This is a genomic window from Thalassotalea fonticola (assembly GCF_032911225.1).
GTDB classification, from domain to species: domain Bacteria; phylum Pseudomonadota; class Gammaproteobacteria; order Enterobacterales; family Alteromonadaceae; genus Thalassotalea_A; species Thalassotalea_A fonticola.
On the sequence record NZ_CP136600.1, the window covers coordinates 3,928,343 to 3,941,935 of the forward strand.

A 13,593-nucleotide genomic window follows, 5' to 3' on the forward strand; every position below is an offset into this window, starting at 1 on the left:
CTGGTATTTCTTGACTCTGACCCTAGTTATTCTGGTACCCAAGTGTCACATTTATAAAATGCGCTGCGATTTTCATCAATTGCTTGTACTAGTTTAGGCAAGAGTTTTTCCATTTTTGCTTTTAATGTCCAAGGTGGGTTAATTACTATCATACCTGATGAAGTCATACCGCGCTCAGTGGTGTCAGCTGATAAGCCTAATTCGAAACGAACAATGTCTTTTATAGCACTATTTTGAAAACTCTTTTCCAACTTTTCAATGCGATGTCTATCAACAACTGGGTACCAAATAGCATAGGTACCCGTTGGAAATTTTTTGTGTGCTTTCGCAACAACTTTAAATACTTTATCGTAATCGCTTTTAATTTCATATGGCGGGTCTATTAACACAAATCCACGACGTGAAATCGGTGGTACTACGGAAAGTAGCCCCTCAAATCCATCACCTTGCTTCACTCTTACGCGACGAGTTTGTCTAACATTTTCACTAAGTAATTCAAAATCAGTTGGATGTAACTCATATAACCAAGCTTTATCTTCATTGCGCAAAAAGTGTTGGGCAATTAACGGCGAGCCAGGATAAAACTGCAATTGTTTGTTATCGTTATGCACTTTGATGGCACGAAAGTATTCTCTTAACTCTGGAAAATCACTCTCGTTTAATTTTGCTATACCATTTAAGTATTCGCCTAGCTTTGTTGCATGCTCAGATTTTAAATTAAATAAACCGGCGCCAGAATGGGTATCAATGTAATCGAATACTTTATCTTTTTGACCTAAATAATCCAAAATTTCCACTTGTACAATGTGCTTAAGTACATCGGCAAAATTGCCGGCATGAAAAGAGTGACGATAGCTGAGCATGTATTATCCTAAGTGAAAAATTTAGTACTGGATTATTATACCGAGTAATACAATTAATAACCCGTAATGATTATTCAAAAATGCTTTAAAGCAGTTATCTCGTTGCCTTTTTTTGATTAAGTGTTGTTGGTATATGAATGAACTACCAGCAACAATCAACCCCAAATAATAAAACATATTAAATTGCTGAATTTGACCAACTTTAACTAATAATGCAAGTACTAATATTTGTAATAAGGCGATAATTATCTTGTCTAGTTTGCCAAAAATAATTGCCGTTGATTTTACCCCAATTAATAGATCATCATCTCTATCTACCATGGCATACATAGTATCGTAAGCGACCGTCCACAGTAAATTTGCAAAAAATAGTAACCAGGCAGTAACAGGAATGTTTTGTTGAGTTTCAGCAAACGCCATGATCATTCCCCAACTAAAAGCAGCACCTAAAACCACTTGTGGAAAATGGGTGAGTCGCTTCATAAATGGGTAGCTGGCTGCAAGTAATAATGCAATGAGAGATAAACTGATACTGTACCAGGAAAGAGTTAAAACTAGCGCTAAAGCAACCGCTAATAAAGAGAAGAACAGGGTTATGGCTTCTTTGCTTGTCATTAGGCCACTAACTAAGGGGCGTTGTGCAGTACGCTTAACTTTGCCATCTACTTTTCTATCAGCAATATCATTAACAACGCAACCTGCACTGCGCATAATAAACACACCTAAAGCAAACACGAGTGTTAGATGCCAACCAGGAAAACCTTCAGCCGCAACGTATAACGCCCAAAATGTTGGCCAAAGTAATAAGTAGGTACCTATCGGTTTATCCATGCGGGTTATTAATTTAATACCCTGCCAAGATGGCGCGAAAGATGTCATTTGATGATCCCGAAGTGGAGCTGATACAACGTAGAATTGTAACGGGTATGGTATCGCAATCCAATTAATAATTTTAATTGCTACGAAAATGGACTTAGATGCTAATTGACTATCCCCTGAAGTAAACAGAACTTATGCCGTCCTTGGCAATTCTAAGTTAATTCCTCCATGAATTTAAATGGTTAAGTAAACACTTAACCATTTAATTTATTGGAACTATTTACAGGAAAATTTACCTGCTAGTTATTACAATAATTTGAGGTGCACTGTTGTTACTGTTCACTCTTGCTAAGTCGATGATTTTAATTTCATCATCGCTTAACTTATATTTATTCATGGCGTTATTATTGAGAAAATCATAGGTTTTATCGGCATTATATTGCGCTGTAAACTTAATTAAATTAGCGTCATTACAAGATACATCGCCTAATACGAAGTTTGTCTTTTGGCGCATTCCTGTTTGTTGCCAGCTTAATCTTTTGATGTATTTTTCTGTTTTGACTAAATCATTACTTACTGCAGCTACACAAAGCATAGTGGCTGTTGAATTATCTCCGGCTATAAATGTGACGTTATCAGCATACGATTTAACGCTGAACAGGGTAAAAATTGTAACAAACAAAAAAGCTATATTAATTGATTTCATAATTATCTCTCCATGTAATATGTCTTCAAATTGTAGGCATAGGCGTATATTACTTATCAAGAAAAGGTAATAATTGGATGATTTTTTTAAAAGTTATTATGTAGTTGAATTTATGGAGTTTATCAATGAGATTAATTAAAAACTGATAATGTCATAAGGTTTCCAACCTATTTAAATTTGATAAAAGACTAGTTCCAGTATAAAAATCAACCCTATAATATTAAAGTATATTGATATACCGAATAGGTTATTTATTTTTTGGTTTTAGGGCGTAGTGAAAATTTTCAAATATTTTTAATCGTCAAAATTTTATAGATAGGCTCTTGCGCTTGGTAAAAAAACTTCAGCTACCATTAACGGTTTACCTTCAATAAAGAATAATGAACGGCGCCCCCATAAATTTTGCTTAACTTGTAAATTTAACATAGAGGCTAACTCGCACACTCGCAAGCTAGGCTCAATTTCAGCAACTTCAACCACTTCACGGTGCAGTTTAGGGTTATTAAAAAGTACCTGCCCTAATGATTGTTCACCTAAACTTGCTAGTGCCTGTTGTTCGCCAGTTAAACTTTTTAACGGAAGTAAACTGCGTGCAAATACATGTGGCACATTATCACAAAACAATATGACTTCACGCACCAGTACTTGTTCACCAAGTTTGATGTCTGCATTTGCTTCATGGGATTGGCAGGCTTCAACTCGTTGACCCAATACTTTGATCTTAAAATCGTTGCAATGACTTTTAAGGCGGGCCGTCAAGGACGTTGGATCAAGTAACCAATCATTTAATCGCTTTGTTTGTGGCGCATTTTTAGCACTTATCCAGTTAACGTCTATGCCTATGGGAAATTGCTGTTTTAGTTCAAACATAGTTAATCAATTTTCTTTGCTTTAATCATTTGAGTAACGAGAAGGGCATAAACAACACCGGAGATTAAGCCAATTAAATGCGCTGTATTTGCAACATTAATCGGCATGAAATCGGTATAGCCTAATACTAACCAAAATAGCATGAAGCCAATGATAGAATTAGATAAACCTATTCCCTTACCTGGATTTAAATAACCAAACCACCATACGAATCCTACCGTTGCATAAACTACACCTGACAGGCCGCCAAAATTTGGCCCTGACATGTAAAATTGCGCAATATTAGAAAGTACAGCTGAGCCAATAAATAAGGTGAATATGTGTTTAAGTCCCAAGTTTTTTTCAACTTGTCCACCCAGTTGCCACCACCACATGGTATTAAACGCGATATGCAATAAAGAGTAATGAAACAAAGCTGGGGTTAGTAAACGCCAGGGCTGGGCAAGGGTTTGGTTTATATCACCTGCTTGGTTAAATATCACTAATTGATACAAGCTATTGCCAAACAATAAAAATGTTGCAGCAAATACTAACCAACAAGCGGTGAAAATACCTATAGTGAAAGGCCCGGCCTGAGCGAGAAAATTTTCTTTAATTTGCTTGGTTAAACCAGAGCTGCCATTAAGCTTTACTGACTGGCCACTTTGCCAGGCAGATTGTTGATATTTTGGATGGTTAGGCTGGGTAATAAATTGATCAAATTCATGTTTTGCTTTGTCTATCTGTTGTGGCTCGCAGAGAATTGACCAGCCATCGATTGTTTGATTATCATCTAATGCTGGTTTAATTATGCAATTAACACCGATACTTTTTAAATAATCGGCAAAGATAACTGCAATAGATTTTTGTTGAATGTTAACCAATATATGCATAGTCAGCTTAAGCTCAGTTATGCTTTTTCTATGTTTTGCGGGTAGTTATTAGCCCATAATTCAAAGCCACCATCAAGCGAGTATACGTCAGTAAAGTCATGGCCAATTAAAAATTGAGCTGCCTGTTGGCTAGAAATACCGTGATAACAACAAACAACTGTTGGCGCATCAAAGTCAGCCTCGCGTAAAAAGTCGGCTAACGCATCGTTGGTTAAGTGGATTGCCCCAGGAATATGGCTTAGAGCAAATGAATTTGCATCACGAATATCTAAGATCACATGTGCCTTAGTGGCTAAACCACTTTCAACATCTGCTACATTAATATGCTTAAAATTGCTGTCGTTTTCTAACACCGTTTATCTCTTTAATTTTATATAAAGTTATCTTAGCTAGATTCTATCAAAAAAAGCCTGTTGAGCTAACAAAAACTCAACAGGCTTTAATAAAAAATACACTTATTTTTAAATCTGCTACTAATCCCAGCTTAAAATTACTTTACCAGAGTTGCCAGAGAGCATGGCATCAAAGCCTTGCTGGAAGTCATCAATTGGAAAGTGATGAGTAATGATAGGCGATAAGTCTAATCCTGATTGAATTAAGCTCGCCATTTTGTACCATGTTTCAAACATTTCACGGCCATAAATGCCTTTGATGGTTAAGCCTTTAAAAATTATTTGACTCCAATCTATCGCCATGTCTTGCCCTGGAATACCTAGCATGGCTATTTTACCGCCATTATTCATATTCGCTAACATGTCTCTAAATGCCATAGGTACGCCCGACATTTCCATACCAACATCAAAGCCTTCAGTCATACCAAGTTCATTCATCACATCTTTTAGGTTTTCATTAGCAACGTTAACTGCGCGGGTAGCACCCATTTTACGCGCTAATTCTAAACGATATTCATTGATATCTGTAATGACTACATGGCGAGCGCCAACATGTTTAGCAACGGCTGCGGCCATAATGCCAATAGGGCCTGCACCGGTAATAAGTACATCTTCACCGACTAAATCAAATGAAAGAGCGGTATGTACGGCATTACCAAACGGGTCAAATACTGCTGCTAAATCGTCTGAAATTTCATCCGGTAATTTAAAGGCATTATATGCAGGAATAACCAAATATTCGGCGAAGCTACCCGTCCTATCAACACCGACACCAACAGTATTACGACATAAATGGGTACGACCACCGCGGCAATTTCGACAATGGCCACAGGTGATATGGCCTTCACCAGAGACTCTGTCACCCTTGGTAAAACCCTTTACTTCCTGGCCCATATCAACTACAACACCAGCATATTCATGGCCGACAACCATAGGCACGGGAATAGTTTTTTGTGACCATTCATCCCAGTTGTAAATATGAATATCGGTACCACAGATAGCAGTTTTGTTGATTTTAATTAATAAATCGTTATGGCCAACCTCAGGTTTTGGTGAATCAGTCATCCAAATACCTGGTTCAGCCTTTAATTTTGCTAATGATTTCATTTTTTTATCTCTTCGGTAAGCGGTTAAATCACGCCCATTTCTTTACCAATACGGATAAAGGCTTCAATAGCTTTATCTAATTGTGCACGAGTATGAGCTGCAGAAATTTGCGTACGAATACGAGCCTGCCCTTTTGGTACAACCGGGAAAGAGAACCCAATAACGTATATACCTTCGCTAAGTAAACGGTTTGACATATCTGCCGCTACTTTAGCATCACCTAACATTACTGGCACAATCGCGTGATCGGCACCGGCACAAGTAAAGCCAGCAGCTTCCATATTGTCACGAAAATATGCCGCATTGTCTTTTAATGTTTTACGTAATTCACCGCCCTGGGCAAGCATATCAATTACTTTGATTGATGCTGTTACAATTGCAGGTGCTAATGAGTTGGAGAAAAGGTACGGGCGCGAACGTTGACGTAACCATTCAATGACCTCTTTACTTGCTGATGTGTAGCCGCCAGATGCGCCACCCATAGCTTTACCTAACGTACCGGTAATAATATCTACGCGGCTCATTACGTCGCAGTACTCGTGTGAACCACGACCTTCTTCACCAACAAAACCGACAGCGTGTGAATCATCAACCATAACCATGGCACCGTATTTATCGGCTAAATCACACACACCTTTAAGGTTGGCGATAACACCATCCATAGAGAATACACCATCAGTCGCAATCAATTTAAAGCGTGCACCGGCATCATTTGCAGCAATCAGTTGTTCTTCAAGGGCTGCCATGTCGTTGTTGGCATAGCGAAAACGTTTTGCTTTACATAAACGTACACCGTCAATAATTGATGCATGGTTTAATGCATCAGAAATAATAGCATCTTCAGCGCCTAGAATGGTTTCAAACAAACCGGCATTGGCATCAAAACACGAAGAATAAAGAATGGTATCTTCCATACCGAGAAAGTTACTCAACTTACCTTCTAACGTTTTATGTATATCTTGCGTGCCACAAATAAATCGCACTGAAGCCATACCAAAGCCATGGTCATCTAAGCCGCCTTTAGCGGCGTTTATCAGCTCAGGATGATTTGCCAAGCCTAAATAATTGTTCGCACAAAAATTAATAACTTCTTCACCACTGCTCACGGCTATATCAGCTTGTTGAGCGGTAGTGATAATTCGCTCTGCTTTATACAGGCCTTCATCTTTTACTTGGTCGATTTGTTGTTGTAGGTGGTTAATAAAATTAGATGACATAGTAGCCTCAGTAAAACCTTTTATTTAAAAACATGATTAGTAATTGTAGTTTCTGGCGAGTATTTTGCTGCAGTTATTACAATACTTTCGATTTATGATGGAGGTATTATTCACTTTCTTTAATATAAAAAAAAGTTTACAGATGTTCAAAACGACTTATAATTATTGCGAATTGACACTGCTTGGTGTCACTTTGTAAGGTTGGGGCAAATTGATAACAAGGTAGTAGACAGATGATCAGTGAAAAAGACGAAGAGTTGCTTTCAATTCTTAGGTGTAATGCCAGAGCTAGCGTTTCTGATATTGCCAGAGCTTTAAATGTTTCTAGAACCGCTATACAAAATAGAATTAACAAGCTTGAAAGTAACGGCGTGATAAAGTCTTACGGTGTTGAATTGGGCAGCAATTATACAAAGCATTTAATCACCATAAATGTATCGTTGAAAGTAAACCCGAACTTACGCGAGAAAATTTGTATTACTTTAAGAAAAATACATCAGATAAGCCATATCTACTCAATTAGCGGTGAGTTTGATCTGCTTGTTGTACTGCAGATCCAATCGCTCAAACACCTTACTGCTATTTTAGATAATATTTGTCATTTAGAAGGGGTAGAGCGAACCAATTCATCGATTATCCTTGATGCCATTTTTGAAAGGTAATACCAATTATTTAATGGACTTGGTATAAACTTGACCTTAATATTTATTAAGCTAATTCAGTCCATTGTTAGTATGATGATGGCTCATTCATTTAGAAGAAAACAAATTGAACAAACAAAAACTTTCATTACGGCTTTACCAATTGGTCATTATGCTAATAACACCAATTTTAATTTTGGTGTTTTTAATTCGCTCTCTAAACCATAAAGAATATAGACAGCGTTTAAGTGAGCGCTTTGGCTGGACCTCTTCAAATTTAAAACCGGGTGGTATTGTTGTGCACGCAGCCAGTGTGGGCGAGGTTATTGCGGTTACTCCTTTTGTTGAAGAGTTGTTGGTTCAACAACCTGATTTACCAATTACAGTAACTACATTTACACCAACTGGTTCAGCACAGGTTATTAAGTCTTTTCAAAATCGAGTTCAACACTGCTACTTACCGCTAGACATTTCATTTTGTGTGCACTTATTTTTCAAGTTTTTAAAACCTAAAGCCGTTGTTTTAATGGAAACTGAAATTTGGCCAACACTTATCCAACGTTGCCATAAATCGGGTGTTAAATTATTACTTATCAATGGCCGGTTATCAGGCAAATCATTAAAAAGCTATAAAAAGATATCCTGGTTAATTAAGCCTGCTTTAAATAAATTCTCAGCTATTTTATGTCAAAGTGAAGATAATCTTGAAAACTTTATTCACCTTGGTGCAAAGCCTGAAATTCTGTCAAATTCAGGTAATTTAAAATACGATATAAGCATTACTGATGACGTGCAAAACAAGATTTCCAAACTGCAGCAATGTATTGCAAATGATAGAACAATCATGGTGGTAGGGAGTACTCATCAAGGAGAAGAAATACAACTGATTAATGCCTTTAAGCGACTAAAAGAAAATCATCAAAACTTACTTTTAGTACTTGTTCCGCGCCATCCTGAACGTTTTTCCTCGGTTGGAAAAATATGCCAAGAGCAAGAGTTAAACGTTGTTACTCGATCTTCAAAGCAACAAGTTAATGCTGAGCATGACGTATGGCTGATTGATACCTTAGGAGAGTTATTGCCGGTTTATGCCTTAGCGGATATATGTATTGTTGCTGGCAGCTTTTCCGATGTAGGCGGGCATAACCCGTTAGAAGCGGCATTATTTTCCAAGCCTATTTTAGTGGGTGAAAATATGGCTAACTTTAAAGATATCAATGCTAAGTTCATTGCAGCAAAGGCTATAGTACAACTGAAGGACAATCTTGATTTAACCGCCGAGCTTAGTACTTTAATTGATGATCAAGCGTTGTGTATAGAACTGGGCAAAAATGCAGAAAAGTTAGTAAAAAGTAATCAAGGTGCAACAGTAACCAGTGCTAACACCCTAAAAAGTCTTATAAATATATAAGCCTAAATAACTATTAGAGTAGATTATCTATTTGCTCTTTTACCATTTCGAAACTAATGCGATGCATTAATTCACCTTTGGCGCGAGTATTCCAGGGTAATTGCGTTGATGGCTTACCGCGTTGCTCTAAAACGCATTCTTCATATACACTGGCAACATTGTTCTGGCAAGTGTATGGGCCAGTACGTTTAGGGTTTGAGTGGGCGTATAAACCTATCACCGGAGTTTCCACCGTAGTCGCCATATGTGTTGGACCTGTATCAGGTGCTATAACGAGCTTCGCCGACTCTAATACCGCCATTAATTGCTTTAAGTTGGTTTTACCGACTAAATTTATCAATTCAACATTCGCATGTTTGATAATATCTTCTCCGAGGTTAACTTCAAGAGCTCCTGGGCCGCCGCAAAGAACAACGTGATAACCTTTTTCACTTAAATACTCGGCTGCTTGTGCGTACTTTTCTGGCTGCCAATTGCGCTCTGCTTTACTGGCAGCGGCAGAAATAACAACATAAAACTTATCTTGTGGAATACTATCTTTAGCAAAAGCTCTTTCACTTTCACCAAAAGGCATAAGCCAATGTGGCGCTTCGGTTTTAACTCCTATGGCATTAGCGAATGCCATAAAGCCTTCAAGTACGTGCGGTTGCTCTTGTGCGGCAATTTTTTTATTAGTGAAAAGCCATTGGCCTTCTCTTGCTCTGGCCCTGTCAAAGCCAATTTTTATTTTTGCCGAAATACATAAACTGGCAATACTGGCTCTAAGCGCTGCTTGCATATGAAATAGTACGTCAAATTTACGTCCTTTCATTACCGCTTTAAGTTCTTTAAAAGCAGCAGTACCTTTTGATTTATCGAAAATTATAAACTCAATACCCGGTAAATCTTTTAGCAGCATGTGCTCTACTTTGCCTAACACCCACGTGATCGCAATTTCTGGATATTGTTTTTGAATTTGTTGTACCATAGCAACTGCATGGCAAACATCACCAATGGCGGAAAGCCTTAAAATACAAAGAGATTTTGGGGTAGGTATTTGACCTAGCATAAACGAGTTACCAAAATAGCAATTAAGCAAAATATAATTAAGTAAGGTCTATTATCTTGAACCTGTCGAGATTTGTAAAACAATCATCTGTAAATTTTTTCAAAGAAGGTAGCTATACCTGTATTTATGAGCGCGAATTACTACCAGACTTTTGCTTAGAAATGTTTAATGCGCAATATTGGCAACAAAAAGATGCTATTTTAGGTAAAGCTGTTGGTCGTGGTACTGCTTGGTTTATTAAACACTCCAGCACAGATATGGTGCTAAGACATTATTATCGCGGTGGCTTAATTGGCAAGTTAATAAATGATAGTTATATTTTTACCGGAGTAATGAATAGCCGCGCCGCAAAAGAGTTTGTTTTACTTAAAGAAATGCAGCATTGGCATTTACCTGCACCTAAGCCTGTTGCGTTTCAAATAAAACGCAATGGTTTTACCTATCAAGCAGACATACTAATAGAGTTAATCCCTGGCGCCACTGATCTTGTCGGCTTATTAACTCAATCAGAACTGCCGGATGAGATTTGGCAAAGCATTGGAAGATGTATCAAGAGATTCCATCAAAGGCATATTTATCATCACGACTTAAATGCACATAATATTATGTTAGATAGTGATAATAAGGTTTGGTTAATCGACTTTGATCAAGGCAAGATAATGCCTAAGGCTGGTAAATGGCAGCAAGAAAATTTACAGCGTTTATTACGTTCTTTCAGAAAAGAGTTGGCTAAATTACCTGAGTTTCATTTTACTGAAACTCAGTGGCAATTATTATTACAAGGTTACGAATTAGTATAAATAACTAAATGGCAATTTGCTGTGTTAAAGCATCTTGTTTTAGCGCTTTGTACTGATCACGTGCATTTTCAAAATCTTGACGAGCCCCATCTGTAACATATGGGCTTAATAAGGCGAAAATTTTCAATAACCCTTCATATAAACTAGCATCATCAATTTTAGGGTTATCTTCTATTTGTGTTTGTAAATAGCTTAACCAAAATGTCGTCGTGATCCTTAGTAAACAAGTTAAATCCTCTAATTCATCATCTTTTATGCTTAGAATTTCAGCTTCGTTTAAAGACTGTAACATGCTCGAAACTTTTTGGATGATTTCTTTTTGAATCTCGCTGTAGCGTTTTTTAAGGGCTGGATTTTTGCTTAGTAAGACGGGTAAGTTGCTATAGAAAAATCTAAATTTAGAAATAAGCTGAAATACAATATCCATATACAACAATATACTGTCTAATGGATTAATAGCATCTGATAACCCTTTAAACTGATTAATTAGATCATCGGCATATTCGCTGTATATTGCATTTATGATGTCTTCTTTATTACGAAAATGATAATAAAGGTTACCCGGGCTTATCCCCAAATGAGCAGCAATATGGTTAGTGGTAATGTTGCGTTCGCCCTGCTCATTAAAAAGCTCAATGCTGGCGACGATGATCTTATCTCTGGTTTTCATTTCTAGCGAAACTCTTTAAATATAGATATTAACTCGATACCAACATCATACTATCAAAATCGTTTAAAATGGAACTTTTTTGAGTAATTACTTTATTTTTTTCTAAGTGATATATTTTCTACCATGCTGATTAATTGCATAATAAGTTTTTCTAAAACCCTTTGCTTTGTCTACAAGCACAGCTAAAATAATGAAATTACTAAGATATCCGTACTTTGAATGTTAGCGGGTATACATTTATTTAATGACTAAATTCAGCTAAGTGACATTATGAAAAATACCGCCATATACCCAGGCACATTTGATCCAGTTACCAATGGCCACTCTGATTTAATAGAACGTGCCTCGTTATTGTTTGATCAAGTAATTGTTGGCGTTGCTGCCAGCCCAAGTAAAAAACCAAGGTTTAATTTAGAAAAAAGAGTAGCAATGCTCACTGAAATAACTGCTCATCTCAACAATGTAACAGTACAAGGTTTTAGTGGTTTATTAGTTGATTTTGCCAAACAAGCTAATGCTCAGGTATTAATTCGAGGTTTACGGGCTGTATCTGATTTTGAATATGAATTTCAGTTAGCGAATATGAATCGTCGCTTATATCCAGAGTTAGAAAGCGTGTTTTTAACACCAGCGGAAGAAAACTCATTTATCTCTTCAACCTTAGTAAAAGAAGTGTCTTTACATGGTGGAAATGTAAGCGAATTTGTTCATCCGGTGGTTAAAGAAGCATTAGAAAACAGTTAATAAAGTTAACTGCTAAAGACAATATTTATATTAGTTAAAAACCTTTTATATTACAGAGATTCAAGGAAATATCATGACACAACCTTTAGTTGTAGGTGCAAATGCATCTTTAAAGAAATCGTTCACTTCAGCAGATGTTGAAAAGTTTGCTGAAGTATCATTGGATTCTAATCCAATCCACCTAGATGAAGAAGCGGGCAAAGCATCAATATTTAAACAACGTGTTGTGCACGGAGCTTTGGTGAGCAGTTTGTTTTCTGCTCTGTTAGGTTGTGAATTACCAGGTGAAGGCACTATTTTTTTAGGGCAAACAATTAAGTTTTCAGCACCTGTATTTTTAAACGAAGAAATTACAGCAACGGTTGAAGTTGCCAGCATTCATTCTAGAAGACGAATTGTTACATTCAATCTAACTGCTGTTAACCCCGAAGGTACTGTGGTGATCAGTGGAGAAGCAACGGTTATGGCACCTAAGCATTTATTAAGCTAATTGCGATAGAAAAATTACTAAGACTAGTTTTTCTGACAAGTTGGACAAAATACACTGGCTCGACCCGACTGGCGAATCTCTTCTAACCGAGTTTCGCAAATCAAACACTTTTCGCCGCCCCTACCATAAACCTGTAATGACTGAGCAAAATAACCGGGACGACCATCAGTTTGAGTAAAGTCTTTTAAGGTGGTGCCGCCTTGATTTATTGCTTTAGCCAACACTTGTTTAATAATTTCGGTCAGGTTGTTGTAGCGCTTTTGGCTTATTTTACCGGCAGGAGCTGTTGGTAATATACCGGCTTGAAACAAGGCTTCGTTGGCATAAATGTTACCGACGCCTACAACCACATGGTTATTCATAATGAAGGTTTTAATCGGTACTGTTTTTTTCCGTGATTTTTTAAACAAATAACCTTTATCGAATTCATCTAATAATGGCTCTGGACCAAGCCGTGCTAATAAAGGGTGTTCGCTTACATCTTCAGTTAACCACAGCACTGCGCCAAATCGCCTTGGATCGTTAAGGCGCAAGGCAACTCCAGAAGTTAACACTAAATCAAAGTGATCATGCTTAGCAACGATGGTATCTTTCGGAATGACTCTAATAGTACCTGACATGCCTAAATGCAGAACCAACGTACCTTTTGCAGTTTTTAATAGTAAGTATTTTGCCCGACGACTTACTTCAATAATTATTTCTCCGCACATTTCATCTATATTTGGTGTTATAGGCCAACGCATTTTTGCATTACGCACAATAACATCACTAACTGTTTGGTTTAATACATGAGGACTAATGCCTTTTCGGCATACTTCTACTTCTGGTAACTCTGGCATGTGAACAATCGATTAATTTACGTTAAATAGAGAAATATTAGGTTTTTAATTTATATAAAACCCTGAGGTTAGACTACATATTGTTACCCAATGCAAAGTTGATA

Annotated in this window: 16 protein-coding genes; 5 read left to right on the forward strand and 11 right to left on the reverse strand. The window is 37.2% G+C overall.

Annotated elements, in window-relative coordinates; all coding sequences use genetic code 11:
• Positions 1–26: 26 nt before the first annotated feature.
• The 8 genes from RI844_RS16030 to RI844_RS16065 form a co-directional block, all read right to left on the reverse strand.
• Entirely contained in the window at positions 27–863 is an 837-nt protein-coding gene (locus tag RI844_RS16030) for a 23S rRNA (adenine(2030)-N(6))-methyltransferase RlmJ (RefSeq protein WP_348395678.1), read from the reverse strand.
• A 21-nt stretch (positions 864–884) separates the two neighbouring features.
• Positions 885–1,742, reverse strand: coding sequence for a 4-hydroxybenzoate octaprenyltransferase (gene ubiA / locus RI844_RS16035; protein ID WP_348395679.1), 858 nt, complete (start codon positions 1,740–1,742; stop codon positions 885–887).
• A gap of 232 nt (positions 1,743–1,974) precedes the next feature.
• The gene (locus RI844_RS16040; RefSeq protein ID WP_348395680.1) at positions 1,975–2,388 is read right to left on the reverse strand and encodes a DUF3718 domain-containing protein; all 414 of its coding nucleotides are present in this window, start codon (positions 2,386–2,388) and stop codon (positions 1,975–1,977) included.
• Positions 2,389–2,697: 309 nt separating this feature from the next.
• Positions 2,698–3,258 carry a chorismate--pyruvate lyase family protein gene (locus RI844_RS16045; RefSeq protein WP_348395681.1) on the reverse strand — a complete coding sequence of 187 codons (561 nt, stop codon included), beginning with the start codon at positions 3,256–3,258 and terminating at the stop codon, positions 2,698–2,700.
• A gap of 2 nt (positions 3,259–3,260) precedes the next feature.
• Positions 3,261–4,130 (reverse strand): rhomboid family intramembrane serine protease GlpG, encoded by an 870-nt coding sequence (gene glpG / locus RI844_RS16050; RefSeq protein WP_348395682.1) that lies wholly within the window; start codon positions 4,128–4,130, stop codon positions 3,261–3,263.
• Between the two features lie 17 nt (positions 4,131–4,147).
• Positions 4,148–4,483: a thiosulfate sulfurtransferase GlpE gene (glpE, locus tag RI844_RS16055; protein ID WP_348395683.1), complete on the reverse strand. Its 336-nt coding sequence runs from the start codon at positions 4,481–4,483 to the stop codon at positions 4,148–4,150.
• A 120-nt stretch (positions 4,484–4,603) separates the two neighbouring features.
• Complete coding sequence (gene tdh, locus RI844_RS16060; RefSeq protein WP_348395684.1) at positions 4,604–5,629, reverse strand: L-threonine 3-dehydrogenase; 1,026 nt, start codon at positions 5,627–5,629, stop codon at positions 4,604–4,606.
• Positions 5,630–5,652: 23 nt separating this feature from the next.
• Complete coding sequence (locus RI844_RS16065; protein ID WP_348395685.1) at positions 5,653–6,846, reverse strand: glycine C-acetyltransferase; 1,194 nt, start codon at positions 6,844–6,846, stop codon at positions 5,653–5,655.
• 233 nt (positions 6,847–7,079) lie between these two features.
• On the opposite strand from RI844_RS16065, the gene RI844_RS16070 reads away from it, so the two are divergent.
• Positions 7,080–7,508 (forward strand): Lrp/AsnC family transcriptional regulator, encoded by a 429-nt coding sequence (locus RI844_RS16070; protein ID WP_348395686.1) that lies wholly within the window; start codon positions 7,080–7,082, stop codon positions 7,506–7,508.
• Between the two features lie 106 nt (positions 7,509–7,614).
• A complete protein-coding gene (gene waaA / locus RI844_RS16075; protein WP_348395687.1) occupies positions 7,615–8,898 on the forward strand; it encodes a lipid IV(A) 3-deoxy-D-manno-octulosonic acid transferase in 1,284 nt (427 codons plus the stop codon).
• A 13-nt stretch (positions 8,899–8,911) separates the two neighbouring features.
• Here waaA and RI844_RS16080 read toward each other — a convergent pair whose 3' ends face one another.
• Positions 8,912–9,946: a glycosyltransferase family 9 protein gene (locus RI844_RS16080; RefSeq protein ID WP_348395688.1), complete on the reverse strand. Its 1,035-nt coding sequence runs from the start codon at positions 9,944–9,946 to the stop codon at positions 8,912–8,914.
• 56 nt (positions 9,947–10,002) lie between these two features.
• Here RI844_RS16080 and RI844_RS16085 point away from each other — a divergent pair, with 56 nt between their 5' ends.
• The gene (locus tag RI844_RS16085; RefSeq protein WP_348395689.1) at positions 10,003–10,746 is read left to right on the forward strand and encodes a 3-deoxy-D-manno-octulosonic acid kinase; all 744 of its coding nucleotides are present in this window, start codon (positions 10,003–10,005) and stop codon (positions 10,744–10,746) included.
• Positions 10,747–10,750: 4 nt separating this feature from the next.
• On the opposite strand, the gene RI844_RS16090 is transcribed toward RI844_RS16085, so the two are convergent.
• Entirely contained in the window at positions 10,751–11,416 is a 666-nt protein-coding gene (locus RI844_RS16090) for a TetR/AcrR family transcriptional regulator (RefSeq protein ID WP_348395690.1), read from the reverse strand.
• Positions 11,417–11,686: 270 nt separating this feature from the next.
• On the opposite strand from RI844_RS16090, the gene coaD reads away from it, so the two are divergent.
• Together coaD and RI844_RS16100 are read left to right on the forward strand one after the other, a co-directional pair.
• Positions 11,687–12,160, forward strand: a complete 474-nt coding sequence (gene coaD / locus RI844_RS16095) for a pantetheine-phosphate adenylyltransferase (RefSeq protein ID WP_348395691.1) — start codon at positions 11,687–11,689, stop codon at positions 12,158–12,160.
• 73 nt (positions 12,161–12,233) lie between these two features.
• On the forward strand, positions 12,234–12,650 hold the full coding sequence (locus tag RI844_RS16100) for a MaoC family dehydratase (RefSeq protein ID WP_348395692.1): 417 nt from the start codon (positions 12,234–12,236) through the stop codon (positions 12,648–12,650).
• A gap of 23 nt (positions 12,651–12,673) precedes the next feature.
• Here RI844_RS16100 and mutM read toward each other — a convergent pair whose 3' ends face one another.
• Positions 12,674–13,489: a bifunctional DNA-formamidopyrimidine glycosylase/DNA-(apurinic or apyrimidinic site) lyase gene (gene mutM / locus RI844_RS16105; protein WP_348395693.1), complete on the reverse strand. Its 816-nt coding sequence runs from the start codon at positions 13,487–13,489 to the stop codon at positions 12,674–12,676.
• Between the last annotated feature and the right edge of the window lie 104 nt (positions 13,490–13,593).

What these genes read in the sequence shown, in the direction of transcription:
- RI844_RS16030 (WP_348395678.1), bottom strand. Translation starts at nt 863, where the DNA reads ATGCTCAGCTATCGTCACTCTTTTCATGCCGGCAATTTTGCCGATGTA.
- ubiA (WP_348395679.1), bottom strand. Translation starts at nt 1,742, where the DNA reads ATGACATCTTTCGCGCCATCTTGGCAGGGTATTAAATTAATAACCCGC.
- RI844_RS16040 (WP_348395680.1), bottom strand. Translation starts at nt 2,388, where the DNA reads ATGAAATCAATTAATATAGCTTTTTTGTTTGTTACAATTTTTACCCTG.
- RI844_RS16045 (WP_348395681.1), bottom strand. Translation starts at nt 3,258, where the DNA reads ATGTTTGAACTAAAACAGCAATTTCCCATAGGCATAGACGTTAACTGG.
- glpG (WP_348395682.1), bottom strand. Translation starts at nt 4,130, where the DNA reads ATGCATATATTGGTTAACATTCAACAAAAATCTATTGCAGTTATCTTT.
- tdh (WP_348395684.1), bottom strand. Translation starts at nt 5,629, where the DNA reads ATGAAATCATTAGCAAAATTAAAGGCTGAACCAGGTATTTGGATGACT.
- RI844_RS16065 (WP_348395685.1), bottom strand. Translation starts at nt 6,846, where the DNA reads ATGTCATCTAATTTTATTAACCACCTACAACAACAAATCGACCAAGTA.
- RI844_RS16070 (WP_348395686.1), top strand. Translation starts at nt 7,080, where the DNA reads ATGATCAGTGAAAAAGACGAAGAGTTGCTTTCAATTCTTAGGTGTAAT.
- RI844_RS16080 (WP_348395688.1), bottom strand. Translation starts at nt 9,946, where the DNA reads ATGCTAGGTCAAATACCTACCCCAAAATCTCTTTGTATTTTAAGGCTT.
- RI844_RS16090 (WP_348395690.1), bottom strand. Translation starts at nt 11,416, where the DNA reads ATGAAAACCAGAGATAAGATCATCGTCGCCAGCATTGAGCTTTTTAAT.
- coaD (WP_348395691.1), top strand. Translation starts at nt 11,687, where the DNA reads ATGAAAAATACCGCCATATACCCAGGCACATTTGATCCAGTTACCAAT.
- RI844_RS16100 (WP_348395692.1), top strand. Translation starts at nt 12,234, where the DNA reads ATGACACAACCTTTAGTTGTAGGTGCAAATGCATCTTTAAAGAAATCG.
- mutM (WP_348395693.1), bottom strand. Translation starts at nt 13,489, where the DNA reads ATGCCAGAGTTACCAGAAGTAGAAGTATGCCGAAAAGGCATTAGTCCT.